14 protein-coding genes are annotated in these 15,602 nt (G+C 66.4%); 5 read left to right on the top strand and 9 right to left on the bottom strand.

The window, feature by feature from the left end; all coding sequences use genetic code 11:
• A partial coding sequence (locus tag BST28156_RS17265) for an IS3 family transposase (RefSeq protein WP_254596389.1) occupies window positions 1–241 on the top strand: 241 nt, incomplete at its 5' end.
• Window positions 242–282: 41 nt separating this feature from the next.
• On the opposite strand, the gene BST28156_RS17260 is transcribed toward BST28156_RS17265, so the two are convergent.
• From BST28156_RS17260 to BST28156_RS17225, 8 genes are all read right to left on the bottom strand, one after another.
• Window positions 283–1,842 (bottom strand): tannase/feruloyl esterase family alpha/beta hydrolase, encoded by a 1,560-nt coding sequence (locus tag BST28156_RS17260; protein WP_174902867.1) that lies wholly within the window; start codon window positions 1,840–1,842, stop codon window positions 283–285.
• Window positions 1,843–1,920: 78 nt separating this feature from the next.
• Complete coding sequence (locus BST28156_RS17255; RefSeq protein WP_174902866.1) at window positions 1,921–3,483, bottom strand: carboxylesterase/lipase family protein; 1,563 nt, start codon at window positions 3,481–3,483, stop codon at window positions 1,921–1,923.
• 62 nt (window positions 3,484–3,545) lie between these two features.
• Entirely contained in the window at window positions 3,546–4,649 is a 1,104-nt protein-coding gene (locus BST28156_RS17250; RefSeq protein WP_174902865.1) for a porin, read from the bottom strand.
• 137 nt (window positions 4,650–4,786) lie between these two features.
• Window positions 4,787–5,881, bottom strand: a complete 1,095-nt coding sequence (locus tag BST28156_RS17245; protein ID WP_060217688.1) for a hypothetical protein — start codon at window positions 5,879–5,881, stop codon at window positions 4,787–4,789.
• Between the two features lies 1 nt (window position 5,882).
• Window positions 5,883–7,193, bottom strand: a complete 1,311-nt coding sequence (locus tag BST28156_RS17240; protein ID WP_081071573.1) for an MFS transporter — start codon at window positions 7,191–7,193, stop codon at window positions 5,883–5,885.
• Window positions 7,194–7,273: 80 nt separating this feature from the next.
• Window positions 7,274–8,407: a DUF5624 domain-containing protein gene (locus BST28156_RS17235; protein ID WP_174902864.1), complete on the bottom strand. Its 1,134-nt coding sequence runs from the start codon at window positions 8,405–8,407 to the stop codon at window positions 7,274–7,276.
• Window positions 8,408–8,429: 22 nt separating this feature from the next.
• Window positions 8,430–9,308, bottom strand: coding sequence for an amidohydrolase family protein (locus BST28156_RS17230; RefSeq protein ID WP_060217691.1), 879 nt, complete (start codon window positions 9,306–9,308; stop codon window positions 8,430–8,432).
• Window positions 9,309–9,353: 45 nt separating this feature from the next.
• On the bottom strand, window positions 9,354–10,133 hold the full coding sequence (locus BST28156_RS17225; RefSeq protein ID WP_174902863.1) for an HpcH/HpaI aldolase family protein: 780 nt from the start codon (window positions 10,131–10,133) through the stop codon (window positions 9,354–9,356).
• Window positions 10,134–10,193: 60 nt separating this feature from the next.
• Between BST28156_RS17225 and BST28156_RS17220 the strand changes: the two genes are divergently transcribed.
• The 4 genes from BST28156_RS17220 to BST28156_RS17205 all read left to right on the top strand — a co-directional run bounded on the left by BST28156_RS17220 (window position 10,194) and on the right by BST28156_RS17205 (window position 15,055).
• Window positions 10,194–11,129, top strand: a complete 936-nt coding sequence (locus BST28156_RS17220; RefSeq protein WP_081071575.1) for a LysR family transcriptional regulator — start codon at window positions 10,194–10,196, stop codon at window positions 11,127–11,129.
• Window positions 11,130–11,695: 566 nt separating this feature from the next.
• Window positions 11,696–12,985 (top strand): NAD(P)/FAD-dependent oxidoreductase, encoded by a 1,290-nt coding sequence (locus tag BST28156_RS17215; protein WP_174902862.1) that lies wholly within the window; start codon window positions 11,696–11,698, stop codon window positions 12,983–12,985.
• A 17-nt stretch (window positions 12,986–13,002) separates the two neighbouring features.
• A complete protein-coding gene (locus BST28156_RS17210; protein ID WP_009688584.1) occupies window positions 13,003–13,560 on the top strand; it encodes a helix-turn-helix domain-containing protein in 558 nt (185 codons plus the stop codon).
• 148 nt (window positions 13,561–13,708) lie between these two features.
• A complete protein-coding gene (locus tag BST28156_RS17205) occupies window positions 13,709–15,055 on the top strand; it encodes a glutamine synthetase family protein (RefSeq protein ID WP_060245595.1) in 1,347 nt (448 codons plus the stop codon).
• A gap of 144 nt (window positions 15,056–15,199) precedes the next feature.
• Here the strand turns inward: BST28156_RS17205 and BST28156_RS17200 are convergent, their stop codons facing one another.
• Window positions 15,200–15,589, bottom strand: a complete 390-nt coding sequence (locus BST28156_RS17200) for a lysozyme inhibitor LprI family protein (RefSeq protein WP_060245594.1) — start codon at window positions 15,587–15,589, stop codon at window positions 15,200–15,202.
• Window positions 15,590–15,602: the final 13 nt, after the last annotated feature.

The following is a 15,602-nucleotide window of genomic DNA, read 5'->3' as shown; positions in this document are numbered from 1 at the left end:
GCGAAACAACGATGAGGTTAACAGAGCGTGCAGCGGGTTAACAGCCCTCGTAACTCTTTTTGTTAGAGCTTTTAAGACACTGAAAGTCGAAAGAATCTATCAGCTCCGCTACGAAACACGCGCCCAGGCTCGCCTGGACATCGTCGACTGGATCGAAGGCTATTACAATCGGCAACGCCTGCACACCTCAATCGACTTTCATACCCCTGTCGACTACGAGGCCGCGTTGATCGCCGCATGACTTGCCGTACGTGGAAACGAGACAGGGTCACGTCGAGCGTGTCAGGCCGTCACGCACGCATAGCTGGCCGCGAGGTTCTGGCTGCCAGATCCCAAATAGCGCGGAAAAGACGGATAAGGGCAGTCCGGCAGTGTGGTGAGCACATTGCCCTGCGCGTCGAACTTCGTCAGCAGGAGTCGAGCCGGTGGCGTACCTTGTTCGACCCACGCAATCATCGCACCCAGATAGTCGGCTTGATCTGGGCCGTTGCCGCCAAGCACATGGCCGACGCCGGGTTCCAGATAGAAGCGCGCGTTCGCACCCGCGGCGCCTGCTGCTTGCACGACCGTTTGCCAATTGCGCAGGTGGTCGTGCGGCGAAATGAGGGGATCGGCCCCGCCGTGGAACGAGATGATTTTCTTGCCCGATATCAGGTACTGCGCGATGGCCTGCAGGTCGTGGTCGGCGCCGATGTTGTCGAGACCGGCGGCAATGACTGGAAACGATGCGTCGGCGTTGAAGTTCGCCTGAAGACTGCCGGCCGTCGTGGGCGGCAGCAGCCATGCCGGGTTGCCTGTAGCGATCGCGGCAAAACCGCCGCCGAGTACGCCGTACGACTGCACGCCGAACTGGCCGCCGAAGTCGGCCCAGTCATAGCCGGCGAAGAGCAATTGCCCGCCGCTCGTCGAAAACGGCGCGAACTGGGCGCGGACGGTCTGCAACTGTGCGGACGACAGGCAGGTCGCCGCCGGCGCGCTCGAGGCGTCGCACAGCAGCGTTGCCGGATCGAACGTGCACGCCGCCGGGTTCAGGATCACGCCGTTGGCGTTTCCACATTGGGCAGCGGCCGCGTTGTAGGCCGCGGTCCATTGCGCGGCGGAAGGCATCGCGGCAGAGCCGGCGAGCGAAGCGGTTCTCAGCATCGCGGTGACCTGCGTGGCCATGTTCATGCTTTCGTCGCCGGCGATGATGCCGTCGTAGTCGCCCGGAAGGTTCTGCGCGGCCAGATAGCCTTCGCGCCCGCCGTTCGACGCGCCGTTGAAGTACGTGTATTTCGGCGCGGCGCCATAGAAGGCCGCGAACACCGCTTTGGCGAAATGCACGGTCGTGCCGGTCGACGCATAAGCGTAGTTGCGCAGTTCGGTTTCGTTGGCGACGAGTTCGGCGGGATTGCCGGTGCGATTTCCGCCGTTCGACGCAGTGTACGCGAAGCCCCGTTGCAGCGGCGTGAGCAGCGGGAACTGCGCGGACGTCGCCTCGATCGTCGGAATGCTGCCGTCGAAACCACCGCCGCCCTGGTGCAGGAGCCGGTTCGACCCGTTGTCGGGCAGATCGACTTCGATATCGAGCGTTGTGCCGTTTGCGCCCGTCGCCGACACCTTGCAATAGCCGGGGACACCGTTGGCCGGTGCCGTCCGTACGCTCGCCGTCACCGCGATTCCGGCGAATTGACGGCCGCTTAGGCCTGTGCAACGCGCGCCGTAATCCACCGGCACCGGCGCAGACGAGGACACAGGGTTCGACGACTCCGTGTCGTCGCATCCGGCCAGCCCGAACACACAGCTTGCTGCTGCCAGCGCGGCGACGACGCGCGCGGCCTTCCATCGGTTCCATCTGTCCACGTTTTCTTCTCCGGATTGGTTACTTGTGTGGCGTTGCGGCTACCCGTCCCGATCGCAAGGACGGGTGGTTCGCATGTGTTACAGCCCGCTCGATGCGGGCTCTCCATACCAATAACCGCAGTGATGATCGCCGTACGCGTCGTAGGTATTCGTGACCGGATAACCGAAATCGAGCGTCGTGCGCGCGCGTGCCGAGTAGGCGCCCCAGGTTGGCGCGCCACCCGCATTGGGGTTGCCGGTGTGTGCGAATGCCGCGAGCGCGGCCGTCATCGTGCCGGACAGGCTTTCCTGGGCGGCGGTCGGCGACGGGATCAACTGCCACCAGTAGTCGAGGTCCGACGAGTGGAACGCGCCGTAGTCGATGCCGGTGGGAGGCAGTCGCGAAATCAGCGAGTTGACGCTGTACGGAGCGGGATCGGAGAAGCGGTACATGTACACGGCCGGCGCGTATCGCGCGAGGTTGTCGCCGTCCTGCAGCGCGCCGCAGACGAACAGGTCGTCGCCGGCCGCCGCGGCCAGCGCGGCGCTCGGCGTCGCGTACTGAGCGAGCGGATACTGCGCGGCGGTGGCGGCGCCCGGAACGCGCAGGAACGCGTCAATCGCCGCCGCGTATCCGTCGCTTGTCACAGGTTTGCTCTGTGCGTCGAATGCCGATGCAACGAAAAAGGTGCCTTCGTTCTGCGTGAAACCCGATACGATCGGCACGCGATTGAAATTGCCGCTCGCGAACGCGGCGCTGGTCGAGAGCGGCAGCACGCGGGTGTTGAGCGTCGCATACCAGGTGGCCGGGTTGCCCTGCAGCAGCGCGGCGGCAGGCAGCCCGCGCAGGCAGGCGGCGGTGGCCGCATTGCCGCACCCCCAGGTATTCGCGTAGCCGGCGCTGTCCGCTTCAGCCTGCGCCTGTGATTCCTGTTGGCGGCTGAACTCGCCGCTTTGCGCGACGGCCTTCGCGAACAGGCCGGCCGACAGCGGCGACGCGAGTTGCACATACACCGAATGCCCGCCCGCCGAGTCGCCGAAGATCGTCACGTTGGCCGGATCGCCGCCGAATGCGCGGATGTTCTGCTTGACCCAGCCGAGTGCTGCGGCCTGGTCCATGATCCCGTAGTCGCCGGACACATGATCCGGATCCTCCGCGCTGAGCGCGGGATGCGCGAGAAAGCCGAGCGCGTTCAGGCGGTAGTTGATCGTCACGACGATTGCATTCGCCTGCTTCGCGAGTGCGGAGCCGTCGGTCTGACTGCCGGACCCGAGAATGAAGCCGCCGCCATGCATCCAGAACAGGACGGGGAGCGCCGAGGCGAGCGTCGCCGTGGCCGGTACATAGACATTCAGGTACAGGCAGTCCTCGCTGCCGGTCGGCGCGCTGGCTCTGCCTTGCATGCAGGCAGAGCGGAAGCGGGACGCGTCGTACTTGCCGCTGGCGTAAGCGGCTGCCGGTTCGGGCGGTTTCCAGCGCAATGCGCCGACGGGCGGCGCAGCATATGGCAGGCCGAGAAACTGCCGCACGCCGCTCTGCTCGATGCCGATGGCCGCACCTTGTTGAGTCTGCACGACATGCGGGTCGGGCGGATCGGAATCCGCGCTGCCGCTGCAACCGCTGAGCGCGAGCGGTGCAGCCGCGGCGATCGATGCAATCATTACTTTCGTCATCCGAATCATTTTAGGTGCTCCGTCGTCCGATTAACGTCTTTCATCCCGGTTCAGAACTTCGTGCGCATGCCGATGCGCACCGCGACCGAAGACGCACCGCCGCTGCCGATGTAGTTGCCGTTGGCGAATGCGCCGGTGCCGCCGATCCCGAGGAATACCGGCGCCGCGCCGCCCGACGCGCGCAGGTAGGTCGCGGTCGCATAGACGTCGGTGCGCTTGGACAGCGCGTAGTCGACAAGTGCCGTCGCGTTCTGCCAGTGCTGGTCGCCGAGCTTGCTGTACCAGTAGCCGGCCATCAGTGTCGTCGCCGGCGTCAGCGAGAAGACTTCGTTGATTTCGTAGGTCGCGATCGCGCCGTTGTCGTTGCGGATGCGCAGGTGAGTATCGGTGAACAGCAGCCGCGTGAGGCTGCGGCCGATCTGGTAGCTCGCACCCACGCCGTAGTTCGTGACGCCGCTTGCCAGCATCGGCGCAGCCGGCAGGTTCGGGAAGAATGTCGTACCGGCCTGCACGGGGCCGTTCACGCCCATGTCGTGGATGTCGGTATAGGCCGCACCGATCTTCAGCGGCCCGTTGTCGTACCGCAGCCCGAAGGCGACGACGCGGCCCGTGCCGCCGGACGTTGCTTGCGACTGGAACGCGTAGAGCCCGCCGAACGTCACGCCGGCGATCGTCGGCGACACGTAGCGAACCGAATTGTTGATGTGCAGCGTGCCCGCGAGATGATCGAAGTCACCCGGGTGCCATGAGTACTGGCCCGCGTACTGGCCCATCGCGAACTGCGTGAGGTTGTCCCAGAAGAAGTCGTACTGCTTGCCGAGCGTCACGCGGCCGTAGCGCGGCGACGCGAAACCGACCCACGCCTGCCGGTTGAAGATCGTGTCGGACTGGAACAGGGCGCCCGAGTTGAGATTGAAGCCGCCCTCGAGATCGAAGATGGCGCTCAGTCCGCCGCCGAGATCCTCCTTGCCGAGGAAGCCCCAGCGGTTCGACTGGATCGCGCCGTCGTTCGCCATGAACTGGCTATGTCCGCCGACGTTGCTCAGGTACGAGACGCCGGCATCGATGATCCCATAAAGCGTCACGCTGCTTTGCGCGTGTGCGGCGGTGCTGGCGGCCGCGAGCACCGCCGCGCCGAGAAGCGACTTCTTCATTGACTGTCTCCATCATCGTTATTTTTTCGGGCAAGCCCGGGCCCTCCCTGCCTGCCGGAGGGATCGAGCATCGCTGCTGCTGGGTGAAACCGAGCGCCGCCGGCCTTGCGGCCGGTCAGGCGGTCATGCGCGATGAGTCATCGTTCGAACCGGTACACCGTCGAATCGACGCGAAAACGAACGTCTTCGCTCAATGCGTTGCTGACCACGAGGTAACGCGTGCCATCAGCGACGAACGTGCTCGCCGACGTCGCGCCCGACGTCGGGAATTCGCCGAGCAGCGCAAACCCGTCGCCGCGCCACGCGAACACCTGCGAACGCTGGACGACGACCGGGTCGTGCGGCGTGCCGGTGATGAAGCACACGCGGACGAGATAGCGGCCTCCGTCGGCACCGTCGATCAGGCAGAGTTCGCGGCCGCCCGCATCGGCAAGCCGCTGGACCGGCACGAATGCCTCGCCGTTCAGCCGATACAGTGTCGTGTGGTCCTGGATGTTCACGTAGACCATCCACAGTGCGCCGCCGTCCTCGAAGAAGCGGAACGTGCGCGCGCCGTGGCCGGGCAGCGTCTGGAACGTCTCGAAGCGCTCGCCGTTCCAGCGGTAGATCGTCGCGCCGTCGAGATGGTCGGCATATGCGAGGTAGTGTTCGCCGCCGAACCGTGTGGAGATCCAGTCGTATCCCCACAGGCCGTCGAACGCCTGAAATGCGTCGAAGCGGCTGCCGGTCCATTCGAGCACGCATGATTGGCGGGGATGGCGCGCGATCGCGCCGTCGATCTTCACGCCCTGCGCGAGCCCGAGAAAGTGCCGGGAGCCGATGTCGAACGCGCGGAACTGTTTCGCGGCGAAGGCCCGAATGCGCTGGAACGGGCACCATGCGCCGTCGGTCCATTCGTGCAGGATCGCGTCGGTGTTCAGGTCGTACGGACCCTTGCCCGAGCGCACGCCGGCGGCTGCGAGAAAGCGCCGCGCGCCGATCTCGAAGTATTCAAGATCCTCGCCGCCGGGCAGCGGCAGCGTGCCGGCCTCGACGAAGCGGCTGTCGTCACGGCGATAGAGCTGCGCGCCGATGTCGCTGTCGCCGCCGTTCATGTGCGGTGGCTGGCCGGCGATGTCGACGGCGAGTTGCGGAATCCCGAGGTACGTCGTGCCGTCGATTTCGAAGACGGCCGCCGCGCGCGCGCCGCTCGTCGCAAGCGACTGCACCGGGATGAGGAAGTCGAGGCTCATGTCAGTGTTTCCCGTTGCTCAGTTCGGATTCGGCGATGGACAGCGCGGCGGCGTCGGCGGTGACGCGCCGCCCGGCATCGGCCGGCTGCCATCGGTAGGCGAGGGCGACGCCGAGCGCGCCGCACAGGGCCAGCAGGCCGACCATCAGGAACATGCGTTCGAGCGGCAGGTGCGCGGCGAGCAGCATGCCGCCGACGAGCGGCCCGATGATCGAGCCCGCGCGGCCGATCGCCATCGTCCAGCCCACGCCGCTGCCGCGCACGTCGTCCGGAAAGAGCCGGCTCGCGATGGCGGGAAAGGTTAGCTGGCCGCCCACGAGGCAGGCGCCGATGCAGAACAGCATCGCGAATACGCCGTTGCCGACGCCGATCAATTGCCCGAGCGCGACGGTCAGGGCCCCCCCGGCGACGAATACGGTCACGACTGGCTTGAACGGACCGAAGCGCCCGACGATCGCGGACAGCGCGAGCGCGCCGAGGATGGCGCCGACGTTGATCAGCACTGCGCCCATCGCCGCGCGGTCGGGCGCGATGCCGTTCAGGTTCAGGATGGTCGGCATGAAGTTCACCAGAAAGCCGGACAGAATCATCGTCGCCAGCACGCCGCACCACAGTGCGATCGCGGCGGGCGCCCGACCGTCGGCGAGTGTGCGTCCGAGCGGATTCAGCGTGCGCGGCCGGCGCTGCGCATGTGCCAGGCCAGCATCGCGCGGCGCGGTGCCGGCGGGAATCACGAACCACACGGGCACCATCGCGATCAGTGCGCTCGCGCCGCCCATCACGAACACGAACGGCCAGCCGAACTTCATCATCAGCACGGCGGTGAGCGCGCCGCCCACGACTGCGCCGAGCGGAAAGCCGATGAACATCAGGATGACCAGCGACGCGCGGCTGCGCGCCGGGCTATTCTGCGCGGTGACGGCCGCGACGACGGGAATCGCGCCGCCCATCCCGAGCCCGCCGATGAAGCGCAGCGTGGCGAGCATCGGCGCCGTCGTCGCGGCTGCGCATGCCAGCGTCAGCACGCCGGTCAGTGCGAGCGACAGCAGCAGCATCGGCCGCCGGCCGAACCGGTCGGCGGCGGGGCCGATCAGGATCGATCCGAGCACCGTGCCGAAAAAGCCGGCACCGAAGATCCGGCCGAGCGCCGCATGATCGATGTGCAGCGACTTGACCAGCAACGGTGCGATGAACGACAGCATCAGCGTATCGAAGCCGTCGATCATCGCGACGGCGAAGCACACCAGCGTGACCCGGAGCGCCACGGTGCGCGCCGGCGGGGCTGGTGCGCGCGGGTCGGTTTGAACCATCATGTTGTCTCCTGTTGCCGGGCTTGCATGCGATACCGATCCGGCTGCCCGTGCCGGTCGTTGGGCGGGACGTGCGGGTGCCGCTACGGGTAATCCACGTTCGTGAAGCCCGGAATCTCGACGGCGCGCGGCCGATTGCCGTTCTCGTGCAGCTGGTCGACGATGTAATCGGCAACGCAGTTCGACAGCAACTGGCTCGGGTCTTCCATGATGCGGCGCAGCCGTGCGGCTGTCGCGTCCCGGTCGTCGACGGCGGCAATCGGCGGCATGCCGTCCAAGGGCGTCGGGTCGAAGCGGTAGGCCGGCTGCGCGGGAAACAGCGCACGGGCGACGTCGACGCTCGCGCGCGTGTTCAGCCACAGGTGGCGGTACGTGCGTTCGAGTTCGGCGAGCCCGGCCGCGTCGGGCAGCGCGTCGATCTGGAACGACGGTGCGTGCGGCGCGACATACACGCGTTCGGGCGGCAGCGCGCGGCCGGATGCGCGCCACACGAGGTAGCACATGTTGTTGGACGCCCACGTCGTGCCGGCCGTCGGCCGGCCGGAGCGCCCGCTCACGAGCACCATCGTGCGGCGCCAGTCGATTTCCAGCGCGCGCAGCCAGTTGCCGATCCGGTACACGATGTCGAGAAACGCGAGGCCGAACGTCGCGAACATCACGTCGTTCATCGGCACCGGCATGCGCTGGCTGCCGGCCGCGAAAAAACCGTCGTTGAGCACGTCGAATGTCAGCAGTTCGGGATCGTCGAGTGCGCGGACAAGCCAATCGATCGACGTCGCGCAGGTGTAGTCGACGAGCCGCGCGATCTTCTCCTCGTGACCCGCGAAGCTATCGACCGCAATGACGTCGCGCCACAGCGACACGGAATTGGCTTCACGGGTGAGTGTCGCGTGCTCGATCAGTTGCTGTGCGCCGTCGCGCCAGCGCGTGTCCCGAGGGTCGAGCTCACGTATCTGCGCTAGGTAGGCCAGCGCGAGCGGCAGGTGCGACACGGCCGTCAGTTCGATGAAGCCGCGCGTCGATTTGCGGAAGCTTTCGAAGCGGGGCGGTGCGCCGACGCGCGGGAACAGCACGATGTCCGATCCCGTCGATACCAGCATCGGGTCGTCTTCGCCCAGTCGGTCCATCTGCGCGGTGATGGCGGCGCCGATGCTCTGCGGGTCCGACGTGAACGCGCGGAACAGCCCGGCGAAACACGGATTGGGTTGGTAGGCCATGGTCTGCGGTCCTCGGTGCGCGTCAGAAGTCGAACAGCCGGGCGGGATTGTCGGACAGGACCGCCTGTCGCACGTGCGCCTCGTCCGTCCACTGTTCGAGCAGGTTCAGCAGTTCGCCGGTGTCGCGCGTCGAGTCGGGGATATGCGGCCAGTCCGAACCCCAGATCACCTTGTCCGGCGCGGCTGCGACGATCGCGCGGGCCATCGGCTCGATCGCGCCGTAGCCGCGTTGCTTCGCGATCCGGTAAGGCGCGCTCAGTTTCAGCCAGCACTGCCCATCCTTCAGCAGCCCCAGCAGCCGCTCGAAATCCGCTGCCGTGAGACCGTCCTCCTCGAGCATGTAGCCCATGTGATCGATGACGAACTCGGTGCGCACGTCGGCGAGGAACGGAATCAGGTTGCGCACGACCCAGCCGGGCGCATAGAACTGCAGGTGCCAGTCGAGGCTGTTGCACAGCGCGGCCATCCGCGTGATGTAGGCCTGGATTTCGGCGGTCGGCAGACCCGAGCGGGCGAACAGATCGAGCCGCACCGCGCGCACGCCTGCGCCGTGCCATGCGTCGAGCGTTTTCGCGTCGGTGTCTTCGTCCATCATCACGACGCCGCGCGCGATCGAGCCGGCAATCTGGAGCGCGTCGATCAGGCAGCGGTTGTCCGTGCCGTAATAGCTCGGCTGCACGATCACGAACCGCTGCAGGCCGAGCACCGGCATCATCTTCAGGTAGTGCGCCAGCTTGCCGTCGGGCAGCGTGTAGTGCGGGTGCGCGACGCACGGGTAGCGATCGGCCGGGCCGAATACGTGCATGTGCGCGTCGCACGCTTTTTCCGGCACGGCGAAGGACGGACGCGACAGCGTTGCGAGATCGCGCATGGGGGTGGAGACCAGCGGGGTTTCTGCCATGATCGTTCGAGTGGTAAGGGTTCGGTGAATTCGGCGGGCGGGCGTTCAGGGCGCGTGCCGCGCGACGTCGGCGCGCTCGCGCAGCGCCGCGAGGAACAGGTCGGAGTCGATGCCGGCGAATACGAAGGGTGCGGCGCCGGCACGCCGGAGGCCGTCGAGCGCGTCGCCCTCCGGCATCCCGCCGACGATCGCGATCTTGCGATGCCGCGCGGCTGCTTCGACTACTCGCCGGCAAGCAGCGACCACCTCGGGATGCGAGGGTTCGCCCGGATGGCCGAGGTCGGCCGACAGGTCGTTGCAGCCGAGCGCGACGACGTCGACGCCTTCGACCGCGGCGATCGCATCGACTGCCTCCACGCCGGCCCGGCTTTCGATCAACACCTTGAGCGCCGTGGCTGCATCGATCCGCTCGTTGAATTCGCGCGCCGGCAGCCGCGCATAGTCGACGGTGGGAAGCGTCGCGATCTGCGAGCGCTGGCCGAGCGGCGGGAAGCGCGTGGCGGTCACGGCGGCGCGCGCCTGTTCGGCGCTCTCGACCCGCGCGATCACGATGCCGAGCGCGCCGCCGTCGAGCACGCGGTTGATCACGCCGTATTCGCGCTCCGGCACGCGCACCCACGGCATGAGCCCGACGTCGCGTGCGCACAGGCACATCTGCGACACGACGTCGACGGGCAGCGTGCTGTGCTCCATATCAATCCAGATCGTGTGATAGCCGGCCACCTTGGCCCAGCGCACCACTTCGGCGGTGCGCGACGCGCGGATGCCGAGCGCTAGGATGCGCTCGCCGCTGCGCAGGTTCTTGAGGAGTTCGTCCCCGGTCATGTCGTCTCCGTATCGACTGCTTGGTTGAGCACAGTATCGTTAGCTCCGGCGTTTTGATCTATGCTTGCTTCCAACATTATTGATTCAATAAACAAATCAATGAATCTGCGCCATCTGGAGTATTTCGTCGTGCTCGCCGAGGAGTTGCACTTTCGCCGCAGCGCGGAACGGCTGGGCATCACGCAAGCGCCGCTGAGCCTTGCCATCCAGGCGCTGGAGGACGAGCTGGGCGGGCGGCTGTTTCATCGCACACAGCGCAGCGTTGTGCTGACCGAGGCGGGGCTTGCCCTGCTTGAGGATGCGCGGGCGATCCTCGCGCGCGTCGAACATGCGAAAGAAAGCGTGTGGGAGACGATTAGCGGCGATGTGGGTCGCCTGCGGGTGGGGTTCACGAATGCATCGTCGCTGTCGCCGGTGTTTCCGCGCCTGATTCACGCATATCGGACGCTGCGCCCGAACGTCAACATCGTGCTGTCTGAACTACCGTCAAACCGGCAGATCGTCGCGCTGGAGCAGCGCGAGCTCGACGTGGGACTGCTACGGCTACCGGGCGGCCCAACGCCGTCGCGGCTCGCATTCGAACCGCTCGCCACCGAGCCGTTGCTGCTTGCGATGCACGAACGGCATCGGTTCGCCGCGCGGCGCGCGATCCGCATCGCGGACCTGCGCGACGAGCCGTTCATCGCGTACCCGAAAACGGCAGGCGTTGCGATTTACGAGCAGATCCTTGCGCTATGCGCGAAGCGCGGATTCGAGCCGCGCGTCGTGCAGGAAGCGCAGCAGGCGTCGACGCTGATTGGCCTGACCGCCACCGGGCTGGGTATTGCGCTCGTACCGGCACCGCTGCGTAGCATTGCGATACCGGGTGTGACGTTCCGCGAACTGGCGGATCGTGATACGACGACGGTGTTGTATATCGCACACCGGTACGGCGATGCGAATGCGCGGGTCACACAGTTCGTCGAGCTGGCGCGCGAGTCTGCGCACAATTTCTAACCTCGGACTCTAGCGCCTGTTTAGACGAAAACCGGGTGCAAGGTCATGACGTTGCCAACCCCCAGTCAATGTCTTGATATAGGTGAGCAAACGCATTCGGAGTCCTTAATTTGACATAATTGTATCTGGCACCGAAAAGTCTGTGGTAACTATAGGGAATTCCAAGTTGTGTACGCGTGCACTCCTGGTACCGCCGAATTGCAAGAGCGGGCGCTGCAGTAAGGAAACGCCGGCTTGATGCAGTCAACAGTCGCCCACACGCGACTTCAGCGCACAGCAGCCGATGCAGCAGCCGATGCATCGATCGGTAGTCGATCACGTTGTAGCGCTGAGGGCGTGTGGCGACCTCTTCAAGCTATTGTTTTATTGAGGAATACTCGCAGGCGTTCGCGGTCGGCGTGGGCCCTTGCAAGTTCCGACTTGAACGAAAAAAATTCCAAGTTGGACGCATCTCGACAGATGCCTCAAGCCGGGACAACCCCTCGCACATCCCCTCACTTGCATCCGTGAAATTGCCGTGCTAATTTTTCATGAAATTAATTGGCGAAAATTTCACGGGAGCCCGCATGTTCATGCAGTCCGACCGTCACGTCGCAAGCTACTACGCCGGCACCTACCCGGCGCCGATTCCGCATCGGGCGGCACTGGACGAACGCCTCGACGCCGACGTGCTGGTCGTGGGCGCGGGCTTCAGCGGGCTGCACACGGCGCTGCGTCTCGCGCTGGCGGGCAGGCGCGTGGTCGTGCTCGAAGCGAGTCGCGTCGCATGGGCCGCGTCGGGCCGCAACGGCGGACAGGCGCTGCTCGGCTGGTCGTGCGACATGCCGCCGATCGAGGCGGCGCTCGGCCGCGACGGCGCGCGCGCATTGTGGGACAGCATGCGCTGGGCCGCGGCCGAAGTGCGCGAACTGCCGCAGCGGCACGGTTTCGACATCGACTACCGCCCCGGGAGCCTGTGGGCGGCGGTGCGGCCGCGCCGCGTCGCGATGCTCGCGCAGGCGCGCGACGAGGCGGCCGAGCGCTGGGGCTACGACCGGCTGCGCGTGATCGGGCGCGACGAGATGCCGGAATGGATCGGCAGCCCGCGCTATCTCGCGGCGCTGTACGACCCGGAGGCCGGGCACCTGAACCCTTTGAAGCTCGCGCTCGGCCTCGCGCAGGCGATCGAGCAGGCAGGCGGCCGCATCTTCGAACAGAGCCGCGTGCTCGACTATCGCGAGACGGACAGCGGCTACGTGGCGCGCACGGCCACCGGCGAGGTGCGCGCGGACGTGCTGGTGCTCGCGTGCAATGCGTACGTCGACCGGCTCGATCCCGAACTGTCGCGCCGGATGCTGCCGGTCGGCACCTACCAGGTCGCGACCGTGCCGCTCGCGCCCGACCTCGCGCGATCGTTGCTGCCGCAGAACAGCTGCGTGATCGACAACCAGTTCGTACCCGACTACTTCCGCCTGAGCCCCGACAACCGGCTGTTGTTCGGAGGCGGCTGCACGTATCTCGGCGGCATTCCGGCCGATATCGCGGAAGCGACGCGCCGGCCGCTCGAACGGGCATTTCCGCAGTTGCGCGGCGTGAAGCTCGAGTTCGCCTGGGGCGGCCATATCGACATCAGCATGCGCCGCACGCCCGACATCGGGCGTCACGGCCAGCGCTTCTGGCTGCAGGGATTTTCCGGGCATGGCGTATTGCCGACGCTGGCCGGTGCGCGCGCGGTCGCCGACGCGGTGCTCGGCGACGATCGCCTGCTTGCGCAGTACGCGCGCATCCGCAATCCGCGCTTTCCCGGCGGCGACCGGCTCGCCGCGCCGCTGGAAGCGCTCGGCAAGGTTTGGTACCGTTTGCGCGATACCGTCTGACCGCACCGGAAACCATCATGAACGAACAGGAAGAGATAGAAAGTCTGGCGATCCTGATCCGCGACCTGCGCAAGCATCGCAAGGTCACGCTCAACGACCTCGCGGAGCGGATCGGCCGCTCGGTCGGCTTTCTGTCGCAGGTCGAGCGCGGCCTGTCGCGCCCGACCGTCGCGGATCTCACCGCGATCGGCGAGGCGCTCGGCGTGCCGACCACGTATTTCTACAGCCTGAGCAAGCCGCGCAGCGTGCCGTGGGTCACGCGGCCCGACGAGCGGCGCACCGTGTATTACGCGGCCGGCATCACGGACATCCTCGTGTCGCCGAACATGCGCGCGCGCTTTTCGATTCTCGAAAGCCATCTCGCGCCCGGCGCGAGCAGCGGCGAGCGGCCGGTCGACGACAGCGACGAGCAGGGCGGCTTCGTGCTCGAAGGCGAGCTGACGATCTGGATAGACGGCGACGACACGCCCGTCACGCTCGGGCCGAACGACGCCTTCCAGCTTCCCGCGCACAAGCGGTTTCGCTATGCGAACCTCGGCGACCGGCCGGCGCGCGTGATCTGGGTGTTCACCTGAGCCACGCGTAACGCAGGCGGCCGGGCGGGGCCGCCGTTTCGAATCGGGAGTTTGCAGTACTGATCGAGGTGGGACGTGCGGCGCAGAGCATGCCGTGCGAATCCGGTGTCGCGATGCGGCACCGTCATACAAATGGAAAGGATGAGACATGGCAGACGTCGTTCCCGCGCTGATCGATGAAGTCCGCGCATTCCGGCAGGCGCACCCCGAGATCCGTTATGTCGACCTGATCTGCCTCGACCTGCCCGGCCACTTCTACGGCAAGCGCTATCCGATCGATGCGCTCGAGAAGGTCGCGTCGGGTTCGCTGCTGAAGCTGCCGCAGAACTGCGTGCTGCTCGGCACGCAGGGCGGCCTCTACAAGATCGGCGACTACTGTTTCAACGACGGCGACCCCGATGCGCCGCGCCGGCTGATTCCCGGCACGCTGAAGCCGGTACGCTGGGAGCGGCAGCCGCTCGCGCAGATGCTGATCAGTTCCGACGGCACCGATGCGCCGATCGAGTTCGAACCGCGCGAAGTGCTCGCGCGCGTGCTGCGGCGGTTCGCGGCGCGCGGCATCCGGCCGGTCGTCGCGTTCGAGCTCGAGTTCTACCTGTTTGCCGCGCAGCTCGCGGACGGGATGCCGCAGTATCCGCGCGATCGCCTGAGCGACGACCGCGACGATCAGCCGAACATGCATATCGAGCGCCTGTCGCGCTTTTCCGACGTGCTGCACGAGATGGTCGAGGCCGCGTGCGAGCAGGGTGTCGATGCGACGGTGATCACCGCGGAACTCGGGCCCGGCCAGTTCGAGATCAACTTCGGCCATACCGACGACGGCTTGCGCGCGGCCGACTGGTCGGCGCTGTTCTGCCGCAGCACACGCGGCGTCGCGCTGCGCCACGGTTATCGCGCGAGCTTCATGGGCAAGCCGTACCTGCATGCGCCGGGCAGCGGCATGCACGTGCACGTGAGCCTGTACGACGAAGCGGGGCGCAACCTGCTCGCGGCGGACGGGCAGCGGCCGCTGCGGCACGCGGTGGGCGGATGCCTCGCGCTGCTGCCGCATTGCATGCCGGTGTTCGCGCCGAACCACAATGCGTTCCGGCGCTACGGATCGATGGTGAATGCCGCGAGCCGCGCGAGCTGGGGTTTCGAGGATCGCGACGCGTGCATCCGGATTCCGGAGTCCGACGCGCGCAACCTGCGGATCGAGCATCGTCTCGCGAGCGCCGATGCGAATCCGTATCTGGTGCTTGCCGCGATCCTGACCGGCATGGAGCACGGGCTCGATGCGCGCATCGAACCGATCGCGCCGCTCAACGACGATCGCGGCAGCGGGATCGATTTCCCGAAGGAGATGCTGTCGGCGGTTGCGGCGATGCAGGATCATGCCGCCGTGCGCGACGGTCTCGGCAGCGAGTTCGTGATGGTCTATTGCGAGAACAAGCGGCAGGAGGAACTGGATTTTCGCAACGAGATCGGCGCGCGCGAGTACCGGTGGTTTCTGTGAGTCGCGACGCGATGAGGCCGGCATGATGCCGGGACGGGCGGCCTGCGACGAGCAGTTCAACGGATTCTCGTCGCATCGCCAGCCCCTGACGCTGACAAAGCGCCGTGCCGGACAATCTCTCGCGGCACGGCCTGCGCGACGAACCTACTCGCCGAGCTTCGACGCGACGCACCCGGTGCTCGCGCATTCGCGTTCGCGCTCGCGCAGGAACGACAGCCGCGACTGCGTCATGTCGGTCGCGCACTGGAGATCCACGAGATAGCCGTTGTTGCGGGTCTCGCTGCACTGCGCGTCGCGCTGCTTCAACCATGCAAGCTGGCCGGCTTTCAGTGCCGCCTGTTGGTCGCCGCTCAGTTGCTTGCGCAGGCGGCCGTATGCGTCGTTGAGCTCGCGGTCGCTCTGCGAGAACTGCGTGCTGCTGCAATACACCTGGTCGAATGCGCTATGCGGTTTCGCGCAGCCCGCCGCGTGCGCGGCGAACGGAACGGCGAGCGCGAGCAGCGCGCAGGATGCGAGCAGATTCTTGTTCTTCATGGTGATGCTCCTG

It is taken from the genome of Burkholderia pseudomultivorans (assembly GCF_902499075.1).
In the GTDB taxonomy this organism is placed as follows: Bacteria; Pseudomonadota; Gammaproteobacteria; order Burkholderiales; family Burkholderiaceae; genus Burkholderia; species Burkholderia pseudomultivorans.
The sequence above is the reverse complement of the archived record's forward strand: the minus strand, read 5'-3'. Positions and strand labels throughout refer to the sequence as shown.

What these genes read in the sequence shown, in the direction of transcription:
- BST28156_RS17205 (WP_060245595.1), top strand. Translation starts at nt 13,709, where the DNA reads ATGGCAGACGTCGTTCCCGCGCTGATCGATGAAGTCCGCGCATTCCGG.
- BST28156_RS17225 (WP_174902863.1), bottom strand. Translation starts at nt 10,133, where the DNA reads ATGACCGGGGACGAACTCCTCAAGAACCTGCGCAGCGGCGAGCGCATC.
- BST28156_RS17220 (WP_081071575.1), top strand. Translation starts at nt 10,194, where the DNA reads ATGCTTGCTTCCAACATTATTGATTCAATAAACAAATCAATGAATCTG.
- BST28156_RS17230 (WP_060217691.1), bottom strand. Translation starts at nt 9,308, where the DNA reads ATGGCAGAAACCCCGCTGGTCTCCACCCCCATGCGCGATCTCGCAACG.
- BST28156_RS17235 (WP_174902864.1), bottom strand. Translation starts at nt 8,407, where the DNA reads ATGGCCTACCAACCCAATCCGTGTTTCGCCGGGCTGTTCCGCGCGTTC.
- BST28156_RS17240 (WP_081071573.1), bottom strand. Translation starts at nt 7,193, where the DNA reads ATGATGGTTCAAACCGACCCGCGCGCACCAGCCCCGCCGGCGCGCACC.
- BST28156_RS17245 (WP_060217688.1), bottom strand. Translation starts at nt 5,881, where the DNA reads ATGAGCCTCGACTTCCTCATCCCGGTGCAGTCGCTTGCGACGAGCGGC.
- BST28156_RS17250 (WP_174902865.1), bottom strand. Translation starts at nt 4,649, where the DNA reads ATGAAGAAGTCGCTTCTCGGCGCGGCGGTGCTCGCGGCCGCCAGCACC.
- BST28156_RS17200 (WP_060245594.1), bottom strand. Translation starts at nt 15,589, where the DNA reads ATGAAGAACAAGAATCTGCTCGCATCCTGCGCGCTGCTCGCGCTCGCC.
- BST28156_RS17210 (WP_009688584.1), top strand. Translation starts at nt 13,003, where the DNA reads ATGAACGAACAGGAAGAGATAGAAAGTCTGGCGATCCTGATCCGCGAC.
- BST28156_RS17215 (WP_174902862.1), top strand. Translation starts at nt 11,696, where the DNA reads ATGTTCATGCAGTCCGACCGTCACGTCGCAAGCTACTACGCCGGCACC.
- BST28156_RS17255 (WP_174902866.1), bottom strand. Translation starts at nt 3,483, where the DNA reads ATGATTGCATCGATCGCCGCGGCTGCACCGCTCGCGCTCAGCGGTTGC.